Raw genomic sequence first — 20548 nt, 5'->3', positions numbered from 1 at the left:
TGTTTTCCTGGACAATCTCATATTTAGTAATACTGTTTTGTTCTTTAATAACCAGTATTATTATCTATTCCAACGCAGTCTCTGTTTTAAACAGAGAGGTTGAAACTGTGAGCAAAGGGTCTCTTGAAAACATTAAGACTTTGTTAGATGGTAAATTGAGAGAGTTAGGTGCTGCTATATCTATGCTTGAAGCTGATAATAGTATTAGAGCTGTTGCTAAGTCAGAGTCTCCCTTTAGTGAGGCAGATACAATGGTTGCTTTTCGTAAATCTCTGGATTTATTCACACGAACTATTAATTATAATTCATACATATCAAACGTTTATTTATATTCTTTTCAAAGCGGTATTATTTTGTCAAATAAATATGGACTAAGTGAAAATGATAACTCTAACTTTCCCTCTGAAGAAACTTTTGGTATAACACTGGATGAGTTTTATAAATTATTGAAAGATAAGCCTTCATATAAATATGTAATTTTACCTCCTTCACAAGGTACAGACTCTGAACATATTTTATTTTTATACCCGGTTTCCCAGCGAATCGACAGCAATGACGGTATTATTGTTGTTGAAATAAATACAGAAAAATTACTTGATCTTATAAATGGAACTGATGTAATGTCAAATGCAGGATTAGTAATAGTAGATTCAAATGGACAGCAGCTGCATGTGATAAGGAAAAATTATAATATAAAGCTGCCCCTTTATAATGAGTTAACAGGTAAGTCTAATAATTATCAGCAGAAAATAGACGATTATATGGTTTATTCTACTGAATCTGATATAAGTAAATGGAAGTATGTTCTAATATACAATGAAGATAAATATCTTAGTAATATTTATAAAGTGAGAAATATGACAATTCTGCTTTTGGCTGTATTTTTATTGATAGGTATTATAGCATCATATTTTTTTGCAAAACGAAATTATAGTCCTTTGCAGCGTATTATGGGAAATATAAACGGAAAATTAAATAATACTAGTTCGCTAGGCACAAATGAGCTTCAATGTATTGAAAATTCCTTCAATATCTTATTTGAAGAGAAAGAAAGCTTTTCACAGCGTTTAAGCAGGCAGAAAAGTGCTGTTTTAAATTCTTTGCTTATACAATTACTTAAAGGACGTATTTCTTCACTAGAGGAGATTAAGGATGTTATGTCCACTGAAAACGTTAGCTTTAAAACGGATAAATTTATAGTTGTTAATATATCAATAGAAGATTACGGTAAATTATTTAAAGATGACTCTGAAGATCCAGATGTAAATGAAGCTGTGGGACTTGCTTATATAGTAGTTCAAAATATATTGGAAAATATGTTAGGAGATGGCTATCAGGTTTATGTTGTTGAAATTGATACAGTGCTGGCATGTATTATAAGTGTATATGAAAAAGATGAGAAAGTTCAAAAATATGTTGAGGAAAATATAGAAAAAGCTATATATTTTATAAAAGATAAATTTAATATGCACATATTTTGTTCTATAAGTAAAATACATTCTTCTTTACTTGGAATTAGAAAATGTTATGTAGAAGCTCAAATTGCCTTGGATAGAACACTATTATTTGATAGAGGCCGTATAGTAACAAAGTTTGCTGAATTAAATTATGAAACAGGAAACAAACAGCTTGGATATTTACGAATTGAATTAAGATATAAATTATTAAATAACTTTATGGCTGGAAATTTTGAAAAGGCTGAGCAGTTAGTAAAGGAAATTATTCAGTTTGATAAAAAACATAAAGCTTTTCCAAAGAAAAATGAATTACAAAGATACAGTCTTTTAGATGATCTTTATTGTGTATTGGACATGCTTTCAGAAGATTCATCAAAGGAGCTTTGGCAGGAAGCATATAATGTAATATTAGAACTTGCTAACTGCAGGAATTTTGAACAGTATACTTCTCTCATTCAAAAGCTGTTTTCTTTGTTCCATAAGATGAATAGGGAAAAAGATGAAATTTTAAAATCAAATGAAAAGATTAATCAAATTCTTCAGTATATCGATAACAATCTTACAGACCCTAATCTATCTGTTACTATGGTTGCAGATAGTGTTGGTATAAGCGTATCTTATTTAACACGTATGATGCGAAGTAAAATGGGTATGGGGGCTTTGGAATATATACAGGATAGACGAATTGCTGCTGTTAAAAAATTACTGGTTGAAACTAATCTAAGTGTAAATGAGATATCGATGCGTGTAGGGTATTATAATTTTCGTTCCATGAATTATGTTTTCAAAAGAACAGAAGGAATAACTGCAACTCAATATCGGGAGCAGTTAAGAAAAGTAGGCAGTAATGCAGAAGCTTTAAATCACAGTTAGGGGGGAAGGTATGAATTATAAGAAAAAATCAGCTTTTATCGCTGCTGTAATATTACTATATGCATCTTTTATGGGATGCAGGAAATTAAGTACTGCATCTGCAAACTTAGATATAGATTTAAATAGCAAAGCTACCCTGACTGAAGAAAGCAAAAATTTCAAATTGACGGATAAAAAGGTTACTTTTAAAGCTTTTAAAATGGCTAATACTGAAGAATATGATATGAATAAAAATGAATCTTGGAAGAGGTTGTCTGAAAAGACTGGAATATATTTTGAGTGGCAGAATCCTATAGGACCTGAAAATGCTGCTCAGGCTTTTGAACTGCTTTTAGCATCTCAGCAGCTTCCTGATTTGGTTTTCAGTTCTGTAAATTTCACGTATCCTGGAGGTTTGGAAAAAGCAGTAGATAATGGTGTATATATAGATCTTAAAGATAAACTTCAGGAATATGCACCGAATTATTGGTCAAAAATAAGTACAAATAAAGATATAATGAATGAGATTACTACCAATAAAGGATATATACCAGGTATATATCAGATACAGGAATTATATAAAGACAAGCCAGGTCTGATAAGAGGGATGATGCTTCGTGGCGATTGGCTGGAAGAGTTAAATTTGCCTATACCAAAAACAATTGATGAATGGTATGTTACGTTAAAAGCTTTTAAAGAAAAGAAAAAAGCAGTTTTTCCATTATTAGTAGGAGCAACATATGGGGTTGAACAGGCTTTTTTATCCGCTTTCGGCATTTATGCTGAACCTTTTGGTGCAAATGCACTTCATCAGTATTTTTATCCTGATGAAAATGGCAGAATACGATATGGAGGTATAGAAACTGGGTATCAGGAATACCTTAAAACAATGAGTAAATGGTACAAGGAAGGACTTTTGGATAGGGACTTCATGACCCGGGGTTACTATGATTTAACATCACGGGCAAAGCTTGTGGGAAACAATAAAGCTGGAGCTACTGCTATATATATAAACTGGATAGATATGTTTAAATCAGCTGCAGATGATCCAAACTTTAAACTTGTTGCAGCACCTTTTCCAAGCATTACTGGAGGTAAAATTGTTACAGTACCAATAACTAGACCTAAATATACAACAGAGCCTGTTTCTATAACATCTGCCTGTAAACAGCCGGAGCTTCTTATAAAATTTTTTGATTATTTGTGTACTGATGAAGGTTTAATTCAGGTAAACTATGGAATTTCAGGGGATACTTATATAGTAGAAAATAATATGCTAAAGCTCACAGATAAGGTGATAAAAAGTCCCTTAGGTGCATCTGTGGCTCTTGATATTTATACTGGTAATTTTCGCCCTTTCAGTTTACAGTACAGCGAGAATTTAATTAAGCAATTATTTTCACCATATAATTTGGCACAGAGAGATGTTTTTTACGATTCCAGCAGGATAATTTATTTAGACTATCAGCTTACTGCAGAAGAAGGTGAAAAACTAACAAGAATTATGGATGATATTGTAAGTTATACTTACGAACAGACAATTAAAGCTGTTTTAGTACCAGCTATAGCGGAAAACTGGATGGAAGTTCAGGCTAGACATATTAAAGCTATGAAAATAGACGAAGCAATTGCTATAATTCAGACTGCATATGACAGACAAAAGAATATAAAGTAAATATTAATAGTTAATATTTACACATTAGTTTACTGACAAGATATAAAACTTGTTAGTATTTTTTTGCGTGAAAAAGATTAAAAATTTTTATAAAATATTAATCTTTTTGAAAAGTAGTAATTATACATACTCAATTTAAACTAAAAAACAAACATAAAGAGAATAATTTTCAGAATGCGTTTACATATTTTAAAAGATATAATTATTTTAGCAAGATAAAGATGGGTGAAAAAAGTTATTTGAAAGGAGAATAAATATGTTTGATCAGTATTTAATCAGAAAAGACAGCCTTGAAAATGTATATGAAAACGGAAAAGCGGTAGGATTTAAGTTTGCTGTTCGTATTGCGGATTACAGAGGCTGTTTTTTATCTTTACACAATGGATACTATATTATCTGTGATGGAATAGAGTATCCTAAATCAGTTCAGAAGTTTGAAATAAACGGTAAGCCTCCAAGAGATTTTGAGGAGATAAAAAAATGCGTATGGGAGCATTGGAATTATGATGATGAAGGTTACGTTTATGTACAAAAAGAAGGAGGACTTTCAAAAGGAAAACATATTATAGGTCTTCAGCAGTCAGTGCTTGCTCAGTATGGATATATGCCATGGGATGAAGAGTGGTTAAAAAATCCTCCAGTACCAGGAAGCGGTGCTGGTGCAGGAAAGACTGCCAATATATGCATGTTTGAATTAGAATTAGTATAAGTATAAGGGGTGGGATAAATGGCAATAAAACGAGGAGTTTCTTTATATAGCTATCAGCAAGCACAATTTTTTAAACAAATGAATTGGAAGGATATGATTCGTGAAGTACATGATAATCTTCAAACAGATGGAATTGAAATTATAGATGAGGCAATTATAAGGAATTATCCTTTTCCATCAGAAGAGTTTATTTTTGACTGGAATAATGAAATGGCAAGATATAATATGCAGGCAGTAACAATGGATGTATATCTGGATGTCCATCAGTTCCGAGACCACATAATGACACATAGAGAAGCGGCAGAAAGACTAAAAAATGATATTAAGATTGCTGCAAGGATGGGATTTAAAAATGTTCGTGCATTATGCCTTGTGCCTATTGATGTTATAGAAATGGCTTTAGAAACAGCAGAAAAATATGATGTACGAATTGGTAAGGAAATTCATGCACCGCTCCCAATAAAACCTGGTACTAAAAAACAACCTAAAACAGGTATGGCTGCAGCTCTTGATTTTAGAATGGCAGAGCAGATTATTGAGCTGGCTGACCGTACCGGCAGTAAACATGTAGGACTTGTACCTGACTTTGGAATTTTTCAGCATTCTCCTTCCAGGGTAGCAGTTGAATATGCAAAACGTCATGCTAAAAATCCTGAAGTAATTGATTTTATACTGGAAAACAGCAAAAATTATGGTTTTGATGAAATTTTCAAGGTTGTTGATGAAAAATATCCAGCTCATGGGCTTGATATTGGTACAATTGAAAGAATGAGTCTTCATGAATCCTCTGCAAAGCCAGAAGATATTATTGATATTATTCCTTACATTGTAAGTATACATGGTAAATTCTACGACATGACCGAAATTCCAGGGAAACCAGGATGTTACGAAGATAAGTCCATAGATTATGAAACACCAATAAAGTATTTAAAAGAACATGGATTTAATGGTTATATAAATTCAGAGTATGAAGGACAAAGAGATCAGCAGGACAGAGGTATTGAATATTTAGCTGATGAAGTTGAACAAGTCAGAAGACACCATGAAATGCTTAAAAGGCTTATTGGTGAATAATAGTTAAATCAGTGACACTCAGGAAGATGTAATATTTTTATATGGAGGTAAGTTAGTATGGCTTTTGCTATGAGAATAAATTACGTGGATGTAGTCTGTGATGACAGTCTTAAAAATACTTATGTAAATGGGAAAAAAACAGGTTTTGAATTTTGTATACGCTTAAGTTATTATAGAGGGCATTATCTTTCCTGCATTGATGAATTCAAAATCACAGTTGATGGTGAAGAAATTGCAGATGAAGATGTAACATTTGGTATAAATAATAAGGAATTCAACGTTAAACAATTTCCTTATTTGATTAGTGAGTTCTGGCAATTATTAGAACCTGCTCATATTAAGGTGCATAGACCAGGAGGTTTAAGTGCAGGAGAGCATAATATTAAAGTACACTTAATGCTAAGAATACCATATATGCCATTGTCTGCTTCTGCAGAAGATACAGAATATATGCCGTTAGACAGCTGCGGTGAAAAAGTATTATGCATTAAGGAATTTTAAGGGGGCTACAGAATGAGTAATATAAAGTTAGGTGTATCATTATTCAGCTTTACAGCTGAATATGCAAAAGGAAATTTATCTTTTGAAGGCTGCGTAAAAGCTGCAGCAGAAATAGGTGCTGAAGGATATGAGATTGTAGGTGCACAAATGGTTCCTTCTTATCCATATGTAAGCGATAACTTTTTAGGAGTAGTTGAAGCCTGCACGAAAAAATACGGTATTAAACCAATTTGTTATGGAGCAAATCAGGATAGAGGTATGATTCCAGGGCGTAGTTTAACAGAAGATGAAATGCTGGCAAATGCTGTTACAGATTTAAAAAGTGCACATAAACTTGGCTGTAAAGTAATGAGAGTACAGTACTTATTATCTCCAGAAGCATTTGGCAGGTTAGCTCCATATGCAGAGGCATACGGAATAAAGGTTGGCGTTGAAATTCATAACCCAGAAACTCCATCAACTCCAATTGTTAAAAAATATCTTAAAGTAATAAAAGAATCTGGTTCTAAATTTATCGGATTAATTCCAGACTTTGGATCATTTGCTACAAAGCCTAATAGACTTCATTGGGAGCAGGCGTTAAAAGCAGGGGCTAAGCTGGAACATTTAGAGTTAGCAGCAGAACTAAGATATAACGGTGTTCCTAAAGAAGAGGCTAGAAAAAAACTAATAGAAGCAGGGGCAGGGGCACCAGTATTTAAGGCTTTTGAAGGAATGTACGGATTTGTTCAGTTTCATAAAAAACCTGATTTAGAAGGATTAAAAGAAATATTGCCATATTGTTTCCACTTCCATGGAAAATTTCATTACCTGTTGGAAGATGATACTGAGGCAAGTATTCCTTATGATGAAATTCTTCCTGTTATAAAGGAGTCAAATTTTGAAGGTTACATTATGTCTGAATATGAAGCAAATGAAAATGCTGTAAATATGGTAAAAAGACATATTGCAATGGAAAAGAGGATATTAGAGCAGTAAACCTTAGTTCTCTCATCCTGGGACAAGTCCCCTAGTAAGAAACATCAGTATATAATATAGAACCATGATGATTTTTACTCGAAACGCTTACAAGCTTAAAGATTGATATAATTTAGACATAGGTTGAAAGAATTTTTCTTAGGAATATTGTATAAATACAGCAAAGTTTGCTGAAGATAGCTGAGCAGTATATGCCAGAGGAATGTCAAAAATTAGAGTTTAGTGGAGGTACCATGAAAGAAGTAAAAATAGTCATAGATAATAAAGAGATAATAACAACTGAAGATAAGACAATTTTACAGGCAGCACTTGAAAATGGTATTTATATTCCACACCTATGCCATCATGAAAACTTACATCCTTCAGGAGGCTGCAGGATGTGCGTTGTTGGTCAGGAAGGTGTAGAAGGAGTTATCACATCATGTGTTACTAAGGTAAAGGAAGGAATGGTTATAAATACAAAGGCTGAAGCTGCAGAAAAAGTACGTAAGCTGTCTGTTGATCTTATGTTTAAAGCACATCCAGAGGAATGTACAGGCTGTCCTAAGTTTGGAAAATGTCAGTTCCAGTCTATATCACAGTATGTAGGAGATACGGGACGTAATTTCAGGCATTATGCTTTAAAAGCACCTTCTAATAAATCAAATCCGCTTATTTTACATGAAATGTATAGATGTATATTATGCGGCAGGTGTGTAAGAGTTTGTGAGGAAGTGCGCGGTGTTGGCGTTTTAAAGTTTAAAAAGATAGATGGAAGACTGCAGGTTGTTATAGATGGTGATAGTTTAAAGGATGCGGATTGTCGTTTTTGCGGCGCCTGTATTGAAGTATGTCCTACAGGCTCTATAAGAGATCAGGAAGGTGTAATTAAACAGGGAGTTTCAAGAGAAAAGGCTTTAGTACCATGTACTGAAGGATGTCCTGCTGGAATCAATATTCCAAAATATATCAGATTTATAAGAGAAGGGAATTATCCAGCTGCAGCTGCTGTTGTAAGAGAAAAAGCACCATTTCCAAATTCTTTAGGTCATATTTGTACTCATAACTGTGAAATGTTCTGCCGAAGAAAAAGTGTTAATGAGACAATGTCTATCAGAAACTTAAAAAGATTTGCTGCAAGTCATGATGATGGAAGTTTTAGACAATATTCCTATAAGAAGCCTCAATCTGGTAAAAAGGTTGGAATAATTGGTGCAGGTCCTGCAGGACTTACTGCAGCATACTATTTAGCTAAGTCTGGGCATAAAGTAACGGTTTTTGAAAAACTGCCTTATGCTGGCGGAATGATGCGTGTAGGAATACCTGAATATCGTCTGCCTCGTGAAGTTATTGAAAAAGAAGTAGATGAAATCAGAAATATTGGGGTTGAAATTATATTTAATACAAAAATTGAATCCTGTGAGCAGCTTAAAAATCAAGGCTTTGATGCTGTATTTGCGGCAGTAGGAACTCACAAGGGAGTAAGACTTCCATTAGAGGGTAATGACTTAGAGGGAGTTTTAGTAAATACTGAATTTTTAAGAGGCGTAAGTCTGAAAGAAATCAATACTATTGGTGAGAAGGTTGTAGTTTTAGGTGGAGGTAATGTTGCAATTGACTGTGCAGGGGTAGCAAAACGCTTAGGTGCTAAAGAAGTTCATATGGCTTGTTTAGAATCTGCAGAAGCTATGACTGCAGATCCGGAAGAAATAGCTTGGGCTAAAGAGGAAGGAATACTGATTCACAATTCTAGAACTTTTGAAAGAATTATTGGTGAAAACGGAAAAGTAACAGGAATTCAGATTTCTAAAGTGAAATCCTTCTGTTTTGATGAGCAGGGAAGAGCTGTTATTGAAAAAGAAGAAAACAGTCAGGAAATTATATTAGCTGATAATATAATTTTTGCGGTTGGACAAGTACCCGATATTGATGTGACCTTCGGTTTAGAGCTAGGCCGTGGAAATAGAATTATTGCAGATGAAAAGACTATGGCTACAGCAAAAGAAGGTATATATGCTGCAGGGGATGCTGTTACTGGAACAAAATCTGTTATTCAGGCTATTGCTAATGCAAGAATAGCAGCTTCAAACATTGATATTTATCTTGGAGGTAACGGTGATATAGAGGAAAAATTGTCACCAGACCAGAATTCATCTGCATGGCTTGGAAAAGAAAAAGGCTTTGCATATAAAAAGCGTGTTCATACAAAAGTAGTAGATCCAGAAATTAGATGTTCAAGTTTCTGTGAGATGGATTTAGGTTTTGATGAAGAAAGTGCAAAGCGTGAAGCTGATAGATGCCTACAGTGTGATCTTCGTCTTAAAATCGCACCTCAAAAGTTTTGGAGCGATTATGTACAAGTTCCAAAAGGAGGAGAGGATAAATGAGTATAGAAATTATTAAAGAAACAAATTCACAGTTAAGAACAATTTTAAATGATGATATCAATGTTTTAGAACAGTTGAAAAAAAATATAAAAGAAGAACCAAATAGTTTGCTTCAAAAAGTAAGCAAAGCAAATTTGAAGGCTCAGGATTCTTTATGTCTTGATAAAAAAATAAATGATTTAATAAGCTTAGATAATAACCCTGTTATAATCTGCAATTGCGGAAGTTCTGATGGAAGTAATAGTATTTCAAAGTATCTTTTGAAAAATCATTTTGAGAAAATTATTGCAGGTATGTGCGTTCTGGCAAAAATATTAAATACTAAGGAAGGTATTTTATATTTACCAGCAAATAGTTTAAGTGAAGAAATGACAGAGAAGGTAAAGGCATATGAAGAAATCTTTTGCATTAAGCTTTCTGCAGGGGAAGAAACATTGGTATTAAGAAACGAAACTGCTTTGTTTCAGGCTTTAGATGGAAAGTACATTAGGCCTTTTTTCTCCGACAGTAAAATAAATGAGTATAATGGAAAGCCTGCTCTTGTTATAGATGGTGAAACAGCCTGCAGTGTTTTCGAAGCAATTAATGAAAATACTTTTGGAAAGCTAATATATATAAGAAGCAAAGATAATCTGTCTTATATAGCGGAAGTGAAGTTAGGTACAAAATTATCAGATTTATTTGAAGAACTTGGCATTGAAACTGGCAGGCTGAAAGGTATTCTTTTAGGTGATATGTTAGGAAAATTTATCACCGCTGCAGATTTAAACAAGATTTTTATAGAAAATAATCCGTTATATTCCAGCATTCAGATTTTTGATGATTCTGCTTGTATGGTGGATGAAACATTAAAGGTTATTACAGGTTCTTATGAGCAGTCCTGTGGAAAATGTGTTTTATGCAGAGAAGGAACTACGCAGTACAAGATGATTTTAGGAGATATAACAAAAGGAAAAGGTAAAATTGAAGATCTGGATTTAATAAAAGAAACTTCTGAAATAATTAAAATCGGTACATTTTGTGAATTTGGCAGAACTATGATAGAGCCTGTTGTTTCTTCAATTGAATTGTTTGATGAAGAATATAAGGATCACATAAGAAAAAAGAAATGTGCTGCATCTGTATGCAAAAGCTTTTTGAATTATTATATCTCACCTGCTGATTGTACAGGCTGTGAAGAATGTTTAGATGCGTGTCCAGAAGATGCAATTGAAGGCAAGGATGGTTTTATTCACATGATAGATACTGATTTATGTACTAAATGTGATAAATGCAGAACAGCTTGTCCTGAAGGCGCTATTATGATTATGGGAGCAATCAAGCCTAGACTGCCGAAGAAACTGACTAAAGTTGGAAAATTCAAATAAAAAATTATTTATAAAAAGGAGTTAGAACATGAAAGTATTAGGAATTTCATTCGGAAGAAAAATGGGTAATACAGATATATTAGTAAAGGAGGCATTGTTTGGAGCTAAGTCTAAAGGTGCAGAAGTTGAATTTGTTAATACTGTCAGCATGAACATAGGCAGATGTATAGGCTGCGGAGCATGCAGTTCAGGATTTAGACAAGGAAAAGATGCAAAGTGTATAATTAAAGATGACTATCATGAGCTTGAGCAAAAAGTTCTTGATGCAGATGCAATAATAGTAGGAGCTCCAGTTTATGTTCTTCAGCCAGTTGGACAATTTAAAGATTTCGTAGATAGATTTGGACCTATGCATGACATGGCAGCAATGAAGGCAGAACAGGATAAACGTATGGAAAGAGGAGAAACTGACAATCCAGTTGATCCAAGATATTTCAAAAAGAGATATGTTGGTTATATTTCAGTGGGTGGTGCTACAACTAAAAACTGGGTATCTATGGGACTTCCAACACTTCACCTTTTCGGCATATCATCAGGAATGAAGGCTGTTGGTGAAATTGATGCATATAAAATGGGTGAAACAGGAAATCCGGTATTAGATGAAGCTCTAATAGCTAATGCTAATACACTTGGAGTTAAAGTAACAGAAGCAGTTGGAAAACCAGATGAAGAAATAGAATGGTATGGTGAAGAAGGAACATGTCCAGTCTGTCATCAAAATTTAATTACTTTAAATGGTACAACTACAGTAGAATGTCCTGTTTGTGGAATTGAAGGAAAACTTTCAGTAGATGGTGATAAAGTAAATGTAACCTTCTCTAAAGAGCAGCAGGCAAGAGCTAGAGGAACCTATGAAGGACTTTTAGAACATTATTTAGAAATCACAGGTTTTGGAGCTATAGCAGGTCCTAAGCTTCAGGCTGCAAAGGATAGATTGCCAGCATTACTGCAAAGATATAAAGATTTTGATAAGCTGACAAAGTAGATAAAATAATAAAGATTAATACTGAATAGTTATAAAAGGCTCTCCTTATAGTAGTTAGTTTAGGTAATATACCTTCAGCTATAAGGGGAGTTTAAATTATTTGCAGATTTTGCACTAACAATTTGCAAAATTTTACCGTGCTGTGAGTTTAAAACAACTAGTCCACAAGAATTTAAAAATAATTGGACTAGTTTAATAAAGCTATGTTTTTCTTATTCTGATATAATGAACTTAAGTAATTATATTTGAAAATATAAAATATAGGAGATACAAAGTTTAAAAATCTTTGCATGCTTCAGAAAAAAAGGAGGGTATTATGAGACAAGTGGTTGTGAAAACAAAATTAGGATTAATAGAGGGCGTCCGTGAAGACGGTTGCATAGTATTTAAAGGGATTCCTTATGCTAAACCACCAATCGGAGACTTAAGATTTTCAGCCCCAAAACCTTTAGCACCTTTTGAAGGAATTTATAAAGCAGATCATTTTGGTAATCGTTCTCCACAGACAGAATGGGATTTACCTGATAACTTTTTCAAGAAAGAATTTTATAGTGATTCTATATATGCTACACCTATAGACGAAGATTGTTTGTATTTAAATATATGGGTACCAGATAAAGAAGTTACAGAAAAGCTGCCGGTAGCTTTTTATATTCATGGAGGTGCGTTTTCAGGTGGAACCGGACATGAATTAGAATTTAGAACTAATGCATATGCAAAAAGAGATGTTATTCTTGTAACAATTAATTATCGCTGCGGACTTTTGGGTTTTTTTGCACATCCTTGGGTTTATGAAGAAGATGCAGCTGCCTGTGGAAACTATGGAATACTGGATCAGATAGCAGCACTGAACTGGGTTAGAGACAATATTGCAGAATTTGGCGGAGATGCTGATAATATTACAATTTTCGGCCAGTCAGCTGGTGCTATTAGTGTTCAGACACTTTTATCATCAACATATACAAAGGGGAAATTTTCTAAAGCAATAATACAGAGCGGTGGAGGATATCCTAAAATTCTTGACGAAGATATTACATTGGATGAAGCTTTTACTTTCGGTAATCGTATAGTTGAGCTTTCAGGAGTATCTTCTCTTTATGAACTAAGAAAGCTTCCTATGGAAAAAATTCTTCAATTACAAAAACAAATAGTAGCTGAAGTAATGCAGGCAGGCAAAGGACTTATATATAAACCAGTAATGAATGGCTATGTTGTTGAGGATAGCTATGATAATTTAGCTGCAGGCGGAAGGACTCATGATGTGCCTGTAATGATAGGTTCTACCCGTCATGATATAACTGTTACTGAGAAAGAAGCAAAAGAGTGTAACAGCAGACTGCAGCAAGGATGCCTTGGATGGAGTTTAATGCAGGAAAAACTCGGGAGAAAGCCGGCTTATGTATATTATTTTAAAAGATGCATGCCAGGTGATAATGCAGGTGCATTTCATTCTGCTGAATTGTGGTACATGTTTGGAACATTAAAAAACTGCTGGCGTCCATTAACTGATAAGGATTATGAGCTTTCTGAAAAAATGCTTGATTATTGGACGAATTTTATGAAAAAAGGAAATCCAAATTCAATAAATTTGCCGGAATGGAAGCCTTGTTCAGAGAAAAATCCCTTTGTTATGGAATTTGACGTATAGTTACAAAGTAAAAATTAGAATTTAGTTTTATTTAATTATATAATTAATAAAGAAATGCAGATTTCATTCTAATACAGCAGTGTTATCTGCATTTTTGTATTAAATTTATGTATAATTGAATAAGTAATAATAATTTATCAGTATAAGGTTATGTTATTTAGAATTTATTAGTTATAAGAGGTTGTTTTGGCATGAAATATATTTATAACAGCTATGAATTTAATCTTGAAGTAAGCTCAGAGATAAAAGATTTATGTGTCAGAAACTCTGATACAATATTATTATATCTCAAGGAAGGATAAATATGAATTGTAAGATTTATGTAACAGAGTGGAATTCTACTGTTTCAAGCAGAAATTATCAAAATGACTCCTGCTATCAGGCTGCATACTGTGTAAAGAATGCTGCAGATGTATTAGAAAAAGTAGATCTGATTGGGTTTTGGGTTGGTTCTGATCAATTTACTTCTGCAAATGATTCAGTTGAGCCTATTAACGGAGGCTCAGGACTTCTCACAAGAGATGGTATAAAGAAACCGGCTTTTTTTTGCGTTTCAGTTTTTAAATGAGCTTTATAGTTATCTTATTAAAATAAAGAAAAATACAATTATAACATCGGATAGCAGAGGGAATTATGCTATCCTTTGTCATAAAATTTGATAATTATATTGATAACAATTGATAATATTTGCAGTGATTTCTATTGCCAATACACAGCAGACACCACAAGTTGTTTGTGGTATTATTTACTTTTGACACCGAAAGAAGCTGTTACTATATAGTTAGATTAAAAATTAAATACGGTTAGTTTTTTATGGTTACACTATTAAAGCTTAAAAAAGATAAATTATTGTAATATTTATATTTTTCAATTTTTCCATGAGGATGAGTATCATGTTAGCAGAATTTATGAAAAATTCATTTACAAAAACCTTTTGTTTTGTTAAGATATTTTCATAACTTATATAAGGGTTAGGAGCGTTTTGTATGGAAGAATTAAAAATCAGCAAAGAAAAAGTAAGGTACATTATGAAACAAAAAGATATATCTACTCAAACAGAATTGGCTAAACGTTTGGGAATAACTAAGAATCAGTTATCTGTTTTACTATCAGATAAATTTGACCCTATCAAAAGTAATGTACGACTGCTTTGTGATACTCTGGGTGTCAATTTTATGGAAATAGCTGAATTAAATGAATGTGAAGAATTTGAACGAAATAAATATTATTCTGCTGAAAACTCTTTTATAAACGAAGAATTAGAAAAATATGATATTTATAAGCCACAATATGCTTCTGACAATGATTATGTTGATATAATGAATATTGTGCCTAAAAGACGTTATAATGTTTTAGAATTATTTGCGGGTGGTGGAGGATTAGCTTTAGGTTTAGAAGAAGCTGGTTTTAATACTGTTGGACTAGTAGAGGTAGATAAACATTGCTGTAATACTTTAAGAATAAATAGACCAAATTGGAATGTTATTGAAGAAAATATAGTGACTGTTGTAGAAAAGGGTATAAGAAATTATATAGATAAAAATATAGAAATTGATGTATTATCGGGCGGGTATCCTTGTCAAGCATTTAGTTATGCAGGTAAGAAGCTTGGATTAGAGGACGTTAGGGGTACAATGTTTTATTATTATGCAGAAATACTAAGAGAATTAAAACCTAAAATGTTTCTAGCTGAAAATGTTAAAGGGTTAGTATCCCACGACGGTGGAAAGACGCTTAGGACAATGCTGAATGTATTTATGGAAATTGGGTATAGAGTTGAATATAGAGTTTTAAATGCCATGAATTATGGTGTTGCTCAAAAAAGACAAAGGATAATTATTGTAGGGATTAGAGAAGATATTACAGGTATTAAATATAAATATCCTAAACCATTTGATTATATTCCTACATTGAGAGACGCATTAGCCAATGTTCCAAATTCTATTGGTGCAAAATATCCTGAGACTAAACGAAAGGTTTTAGAACTTGTTCCACCTGGAGGTTATTGGAAAGATTTGCCGGATGAAATTGCAATGGAATATATGGGCAAGAGTTATTATTCAGGTGGAGGAAGAACAGGAATGGCAAGAAGAATTTCTTGGGAAGAGCCTTGTCTAACGCTAACTTGCAGTCCTGCACAAAAACAAACGGAGAGGTGTCATCCAGATGAAACGAGACCTTTTACAGTTAGAGAATATGCCAGAATTCAAAGCTTTCCTGATTCATGGCAATTTACCGGCTCCATGGGTGAACAATATAAACAAATAGGAAATGCTGTACCGGTAAAGTTTGCTAAAGCGGTAGGATTATCAATAATAAACGTATTAAATCAATTAGATTAATAAAATTAGCCTTTTAAAATAGGGCTATTTTTTTGTTGTAATTATTTCACAAAGAAAATAAATTAAAGTAAGTATATTAATTTTATAATGTTATTTTATTGAAGTAAAGGTATTATTGAGCATAAAAATGCTGAACTGTTTAAAGCTGTATGCTATAATATTGTTAGCATAGGGGGAAAGGATGATATATATGGACGAGCAACAAAGATATGAGATTTTAGTTAAAGCAAAGGAATTTTTTAAGGAATCCGTTATAGAAAGCCATAAAAAGAATACTATAAAGTGTAAAAAACTTTCTAATTTTAATATTAATCCTTTTTTAGTAAGTTATTTATCCAATTATTTGACAGGAAACAGTAATTCTGAGAGTTTGGCAAGAGCTTTAATATATCCACGCATACTCGGAACTTCTATTACTACTACATTTGGTAATAACATGCAGAAGTTCTGCAGTTATGTTTTAGGTGGATTTGCTTCAACTACATCTGGTATAGATATTGAATTTATTGATCAAGTTGATGGTAGAAAAAAATATTGTCAAATTAAATCAGGGCCGAATACAATTAATAAAGATGATGTTGAAACTATTAACAATCATTTTAAAGCAGTTAAAAATTTAGCTCGTACAAATGGATTAAGGGTTAGTGTAGATGATTTAGTTGTTGGTGTATTTTATGGTACTGAAAAGCAGCTAAGCGTCCATTATAAGAAAGTAAACGAAACTTATCCTGTAATAGTTGGACAAGATTTTTGGCATAGATTAACAGGAAACCCTAAGTTTTATTTTGAATTAATAAATGCTATTGGTGAATTAGCTATAGAAGAGGATAGTAGCAGTCTTGTAGAAAATGTTATACAAGAGCTTACTAAAGAAATAGAAGAAAAAGGATTATTTTAATAACTTATATAAAGTAAAGTTAAAATATATTCTTAGATATATAAAGATACTCATTATATAAATATAAATGTTATTGAGAAATAACAAAAAATATAATCTATGAAAAAATGCATAAAAAATATTATTTAATGTAGTATTCTAATACTGTAAATATTATAATGAAGTTAGATTATTGAATTTTTATAGATTTATTTTAACTTTTATGATAAAGAGGGGGAGAACAGTTTGAAAAACATTATTCCAGAAAAAAAGAGCAGAACTTGGTTTAAAATATTACCAATAATGATAATTATAGTAACTATTATTTTAAATTTTTTTTATAGTTTTGGAACTAAGCAGGAATTCATAACTAAAATGAGTTTAGTGTTTTTAGGTATTTCTTGCGTAATATCTATATTTATTTGTGTTTTTGGTTATTATGGATTTAAATATTTTTTTATGATAATTTTTATAGCAAATATAGTAGCTGTAATATTTGCATCTTTTTCATATATTAGGAATTTGAGTGGGTGGCAAGATTTAATCGGTACAGTAATTTATATTGAAATTATAGTAATAGGAGTAATTTTAGGTTTTATCACAGAAATTATTGCACAAGTTTTAAAAAATAAAAAAAAATAAATCGTCTATACTTATATTTATATTTTAAAATTATAAAATATAAAATAGAAGTAGTTAAGAAAGGTGGAGTGAGGCAATGATTAAGTGGAAAGACGAATATTCAATTGGTATTGACAGAATTGATGATGAACACAAGAAATTAGTGGAAATAGCGAATAGAGCATATGAAATTTTAAATAATAATTTTTATATTGACAAATATGATAAAATAGTAGAAATTTTAAAAGAACTTGAGGATTATACAGTATTTCATTTTAATGATGAAGAAAATTATATGCGTCAAATAGGGTATAAAAAGTTTTTTTCACATAAAATCGAGCATGAGGAGTTTATTCAAAAGATAAAGAGTGTTGATTTAAATAAGATAGATTACAATCAAGATAAATATCTATTGGAAATTATCAACTTTATAGTTGATTGGCTGGTAAAACATATATTAGAAAAGGACAAACTCATTGTAAGTGATAAGTAAAAATATTTCAAGGTGAGAGTCATAATGTCATATAGTTATTATCATTTTGTGTACACTTATAAAAAGAAGAATTATAATATATAAGTATCTATAATTATATAAACTATAGATTTCAGAGGATCGTTTTTAAGTAAGCGGTTCTTTTTTATTTATTAATATTCAATATAATTATAAAGATATTAAATTCAAAAATTTAATAAGATGCTTCAATATTTTAATAAATTAAAAAAAGTAAAATAATATATTGACTTAAAGTTAACTTTATCCTTTATGATATGATTATAAGTGTTTAAAATGCGATTAGTAACTTAATGTAAAGAAAGGAGTGCTTTATGAATAATTCTAATATATTATCAGCTAAATTGAAATTTCTTTATATTTTTGTATGTGCAGCAATAGCTTGTTTTTTTCCTTTTCTCACATTTTACTTTCAGCAGAAAGGCTTTAGTTACACACAGATAGGAATTGCACTTGCATTTTATTCTATAGCTGGTGTAATTGCACAGCCTGTTTGGGGATTTATTACAGATAAGTACTTAAATAAAAAAACTTCTTTAATGACAGCTATGCTTTTAAGCTCTTTAACTATTTATATATTCATTATTGCTGAAGGGTTTTATTTTATTATCATAAGTATGATATTAGTATTGTGTTTTCAAAGTTCAGTCATGCCTTTGTCGGATGCTTATACATATGAAATAATTGAACAACATAAAGAAATTCAGTATGGCAAGATAAGACTTATGGGTTCTTTAGGATATGGTGTAACAACGCTATGTATAGGGCAGGCTGTAAAGGTTATTGGTATAAATAGTGCCTTTATTCTTTTTTCAGTAGTCATGTTTTTAGGAGCATTAATTGTAATCAGCATTAAATTTAAAGGTAAAAGCATTCATGAAAAAATTGATACAAGTGATATTGCCGATATAATTAAAAATAATAAATTTTCAATATTTCTGATTATGGTTATTATTGTGAATATTTCTTTTGGCTGTAATAATTCATACATTACAATATTGATACAAAATACAGGAGGAGATGTTTCAAAACTTGGTTTACTTTGGTTTGTTATGGCAATAAGTGAAATACCAATCTTATTTTTAGGAAATAAATTGTTAAAAAAATTCAGTGATTTAAATTTATTTATATTGGCAATTATATTTTTTGCATTAAGATTTTTTTTAGACTCAATAAGTTATTCTTATATTTTTGTAATTGCTATACAAGTAATACATTCATTAACCTATCCTTTATTTTTAATAGCTTCACTTAATTATTTAAATAGAACAGTTCACCAAAAAATGAAAACTACTGCTATGACAATGTATTTTGCTTCCTGTGGTATTGGAACATTTTTGGGGAATATAGCTGGAGGAATGCTTCTTGAACATATTACAATATTTACACTATTTAAGCTTATTTCTTTTATTTGTGTAATTTGCCTGGCTTTAGGAGTCAGATTAAAAAACATAAATATGTATGAATTCAACAATAATGTAGAAGGATTTTAAGTAAATAATAAAATTAAATTGTGGAAATGGAAGGTGCAAAGATGAGTAAAGTATATTTTATTAAAAATTTACAGTCTGATTATAATAAGCTTGGAAAAGATGCTTTGGAACTTGTTAAAAAAGTAGTATCAGAAACTGGACATCAGTTTGAAAAAGAAGTACCTATAAAGGTTCATTTCGGTGAAAAGGGAAACAAAACTTTTATACCTGCAAAATGCTACGATGAAGTCATAAATTATTTGAAAGAAAAGGGAGTATCTCCATCTTATATTGAAACCAATGTGCTCTATAGAGGATCAAGGACTACCACAGAGAGTCATATTGAAACAGCAAAAGCTCATGGCTTTACACAGATTCCAATAATAATAGCAGATGGAGATATTGGAACAGAGTATGATGAAATAGAAATAAATAAAGAATATATAAAGAAATGTAAAATAGGCAGAGGATACGGGAAATATAAACAATTTATTGTTGTAAGTCATTTTAAAGGACACATAGCTGCTGGATTCGGTGGTGCAATTAAGCAGCTTGCTATGGGATTTGCTGCTAGAGGCGGCAAGCTGGAACAGCATTCAGGAATATCACCTGTAGTAGATGCTGAAAGATGTGTATCCTGTGGTATTTGTGTGAAAAAATGCAACTATAGTGCTATCCAAATTGAAGAGACTGCAGTAATTGATGAGAGTAAATGTATTGGCTGTGCTGGATGTATTGCTGTTTGTCCTAAAGGTGCAATTGAAAACACCTGGAGCGGCTCGAATTTTCTTGAGAAACTTGCAGAGTATGCTTACGGAGCCGCAAAAGACAAAGATATTATATACATAACTTTTGTTCACAATATTACTGAGGAGTGTGACTGTGTTGGTGCGCATATGAAACCAATTGCAGATAATATTGGTATTCTTGCAGGAAAAGATCCTGTTGCCTTAGATGCTGCATGCCTTGACTTAGTTCAGAAAAGCAGCGGGAAGAAACTTTTTGAAAAAGGCAGGCCGGCTCTTAGACATGCAGAAAAAATTGGATTAGGAACAATGGATTATGAGCTTGTTGAAATAAATTAAAAAAATAAATCCAGTAGAAGGCTTACAG

The 20548-nt window shown here is 31.9% G+C and carries 17 protein-coding genes; all 17 read left to right on the top strand.

Going from position 1 to position 20548, the window contains the following annotated elements; all coding sequences use genetic code 11:
• Positions 1-107: 107 nt before the first annotated feature.
• The 17 genes from M2651_RS14400 to M2651_RS02650 all read left to right on the top strand — a co-directional run bounded on the left by M2651_RS14400 (position 108) and on the right by M2651_RS02650 (position 20520).
• Complete coding sequence (locus M2651_RS14400) at positions 108-2330, top strand: helix-turn-helix domain-containing protein (protein ID WP_252130803.1); 2223 nt, start codon at positions 108-110, stop codon at positions 2328-2330.
• Between the two features lie 10 nt (positions 2331-2340).
• Positions 2341-3984, top strand: a complete 1644-nt coding sequence (locus M2651_RS02725; protein ID WP_252130802.1) for an extracellular solute-binding protein — start codon at positions 2341-2343, stop codon at positions 3982-3984.
• A gap of 256 nt (positions 3985-4240) precedes the next feature.
• Positions 4241-4693, top strand: a complete 453-nt coding sequence (locus tag M2651_RS02720; protein WP_252130801.1) for a C-glycoside deglycosidase beta subunit domain-containing protein — start codon at positions 4241-4243, stop codon at positions 4691-4693.
• An 18-nt stretch (positions 4694-4711) separates the two neighbouring features.
• Complete coding sequence (locus M2651_RS02715) at positions 4712-5767, top strand: TIM barrel protein (RefSeq protein WP_252130800.1); 1056 nt, start codon at positions 4712-4714, stop codon at positions 5765-5767.
• A gap of 57 nt (positions 5768-5824) precedes the next feature.
• Complete coding sequence (locus M2651_RS02710) at positions 5825-6268, top strand: C-glycoside deglycosidase beta subunit domain-containing protein (RefSeq protein WP_252130799.1); 444 nt, start codon at positions 5825-5827, stop codon at positions 6266-6268.
• Positions 6269-6280: 12 nt separating this feature from the next.
• The gene (locus M2651_RS02705; protein WP_252130798.1) at positions 6281-7246 is read left to right on the top strand and encodes a sugar phosphate isomerase/epimerase family protein; all 966 of its coding nucleotides are present in this window, start codon (positions 6281-6283) and stop codon (positions 7244-7246) included.
• A 233-nt stretch (positions 7247-7479) separates the two neighbouring features.
• A complete protein-coding gene (locus tag M2651_RS02700; protein ID WP_252130797.1) occupies positions 7480-9612 on the top strand; it encodes an FAD-dependent oxidoreductase in 2133 nt (710 codons plus the stop codon).
• Positions 9609-10979: an NADH-ubiquinone oxidoreductase-F iron-sulfur binding region domain-containing protein gene (locus tag M2651_RS02695; protein ID WP_252130796.1), complete on the top strand. Its 1371-nt coding sequence runs from the start codon at positions 9609-9611 to the stop codon at positions 10977-10979. The genes M2651_RS02700 and M2651_RS02695 overlap by 4 nt, the downstream gene beginning before the upstream one ends.
• A 28-nt stretch (positions 10980-11007) precedes the next feature.
• A complete protein-coding gene (locus M2651_RS02690) occupies positions 11008-11964 on the top strand; it encodes a flavodoxin family protein (RefSeq protein WP_252130795.1) in 957 nt (318 codons plus the stop codon).
• Positions 11965-12280: 316 nt separating this feature from the next.
• The gene (locus tag M2651_RS02685; protein WP_252130794.1) at positions 12281-13612 is read left to right on the top strand and encodes a carboxylesterase/lipase family protein; all 1332 of its coding nucleotides are present in this window, start codon (positions 12281-12283) and stop codon (positions 13610-13612) included.
• A gap of 304 nt (positions 13613-13916) precedes the next feature.
• Complete coding sequence (locus tag M2651_RS02680; RefSeq protein ID WP_252130793.1) at positions 13917-14180, top strand: GH39 family glycosyl hydrolase; 264 nt, start codon at positions 13917-13919, stop codon at positions 14178-14180.
• Positions 14181-14598: 418 nt separating this feature from the next.
• Positions 14599-15954, top strand: a complete 1356-nt coding sequence (gene dcm / locus M2651_RS02675; RefSeq protein WP_252130792.1) for a DNA (cytosine-5-)-methyltransferase — start codon at positions 14599-14601, stop codon at positions 15952-15954.
• A 190-nt stretch (positions 15955-16144) separates the two neighbouring features.
• Entirely contained in the window at positions 16145-16852 is a 708-nt protein-coding gene (locus M2651_RS02670; RefSeq protein ID WP_252130791.1) for a PmeII family type II restriction endonuclease, read from the top strand.
• A gap of 225 nt (positions 16853-17077) precedes the next feature.
• Entirely contained in the window at positions 17078-17473 is a 396-nt protein-coding gene (locus M2651_RS02665) for a hypothetical protein (RefSeq protein WP_252130790.1), read from the top strand.
• A 76-nt stretch (positions 17474-17549) separates the two neighbouring features.
• A complete protein-coding gene (locus M2651_RS02660) occupies positions 17550-17945 on the top strand; it encodes a bacteriohemerythrin (RefSeq protein WP_252130789.1) in 396 nt (131 codons plus the stop codon).
• Positions 17946-18277: 332 nt separating this feature from the next.
• A complete protein-coding gene (locus M2651_RS02655; protein WP_252130788.1) occupies positions 18278-19456 on the top strand; it encodes an MFS transporter in 1179 nt (392 codons plus the stop codon).
• 41 nt (positions 19457-19497) lie between these two features.
• The gene (locus M2651_RS02650) at positions 19498-20520 is read left to right on the top strand and encodes a DUF362 domain-containing protein (RefSeq protein ID WP_252130787.1); all 1023 of its coding nucleotides are present in this window, start codon (positions 19498-19500) and stop codon (positions 20518-20520) included.
• Positions 20521-20548: the final 28 nt, after the last annotated feature.

It is taken from the genome of Clostridium caldaquaticum (assembly GCF_023806125.1).
Taxonomy (GTDB): domain Bacteria; phylum Bacillota; class Clostridia; order Clostridiales; family Clostridiaceae; genus Clostridium_AT; species Clostridium_AT caldaquaticum.
This window is presented reverse-complemented; position numbering and strand designations above follow the sequence as displayed.

Bases quoted from the DNA above. Each gene is read 5' to 3' on its own strand.
- M2651_RS02725 (WP_252130802.1), top strand. From the start codon at position 2,341: ATGAATTATAAGAAAAAATCAGCTTTTATCGCTGCTGTAATATTACTA.
- M2651_RS02720 (WP_252130801.1), top strand. From the start codon at position 4,241: ATGTTTGATCAGTATTTAATCAGAAAAGACAGCCTTGAAAATGTATAT.
- M2651_RS02715 (WP_252130800.1), top strand. From the start codon at position 4,712: ATGGCAATAAAACGAGGAGTTTCTTTATATAGCTATCAGCAAGCACAA.
- M2651_RS02710 (WP_252130799.1), top strand. From the start codon at position 5,825: ATGGCTTTTGCTATGAGAATAAATTACGTGGATGTAGTCTGTGATGAC.
- M2651_RS02705 (WP_252130798.1), top strand. From the start codon at position 6,281: ATGAGTAATATAAAGTTAGGTGTATCATTATTCAGCTTTACAGCTGAA.
- M2651_RS02700 (WP_252130797.1), top strand. From the start codon at position 7,480: ATGAAAGAAGTAAAAATAGTCATAGATAATAAAGAGATAATAACAACT.
- M2651_RS02695 (WP_252130796.1), top strand. From the start codon at position 9,609: ATGAGTATAGAAATTATTAAAGAAACAAATTCACAGTTAAGAACAATT.
- M2651_RS02690 (WP_252130795.1), top strand. From the start codon at position 11,008: ATGAAAGTATTAGGAATTTCATTCGGAAGAAAAATGGGTAATACAGAT.
- M2651_RS02685 (WP_252130794.1), top strand. From the start codon at position 12,281: ATGAGACAAGTGGTTGTGAAAACAAAATTAGGATTAATAGAGGGCGTC.
- M2651_RS02680 (WP_252130793.1), top strand. From the start codon at position 13,917: ATGAATTGTAAGATTTATGTAACAGAGTGGAATTCTACTGTTTCAAGC.
- dcm (WP_252130792.1), top strand. From the start codon at position 14,599: ATGGAAGAATTAAAAATCAGCAAAGAAAAAGTAAGGTACATTATGAAA.
- M2651_RS02670 (WP_252130791.1), top strand. From the start codon at position 16,145: ATGGACGAGCAACAAAGATATGAGATTTTAGTTAAAGCAAAGGAATTT.
- M2651_RS02660 (WP_252130789.1), top strand. From the start codon at position 17,550: ATGATTAAGTGGAAAGACGAATATTCAATTGGTATTGACAGAATTGAT.
- M2651_RS02655 (WP_252130788.1), top strand. From the start codon at position 18,278: ATGAATAATTCTAATATATTATCAGCTAAATTGAAATTTCTTTATATT.
- M2651_RS02650 (WP_252130787.1), top strand. From the start codon at position 19,498: ATGAGTAAAGTATATTTTATTAAAAATTTACAGTCTGATTATAATAAG.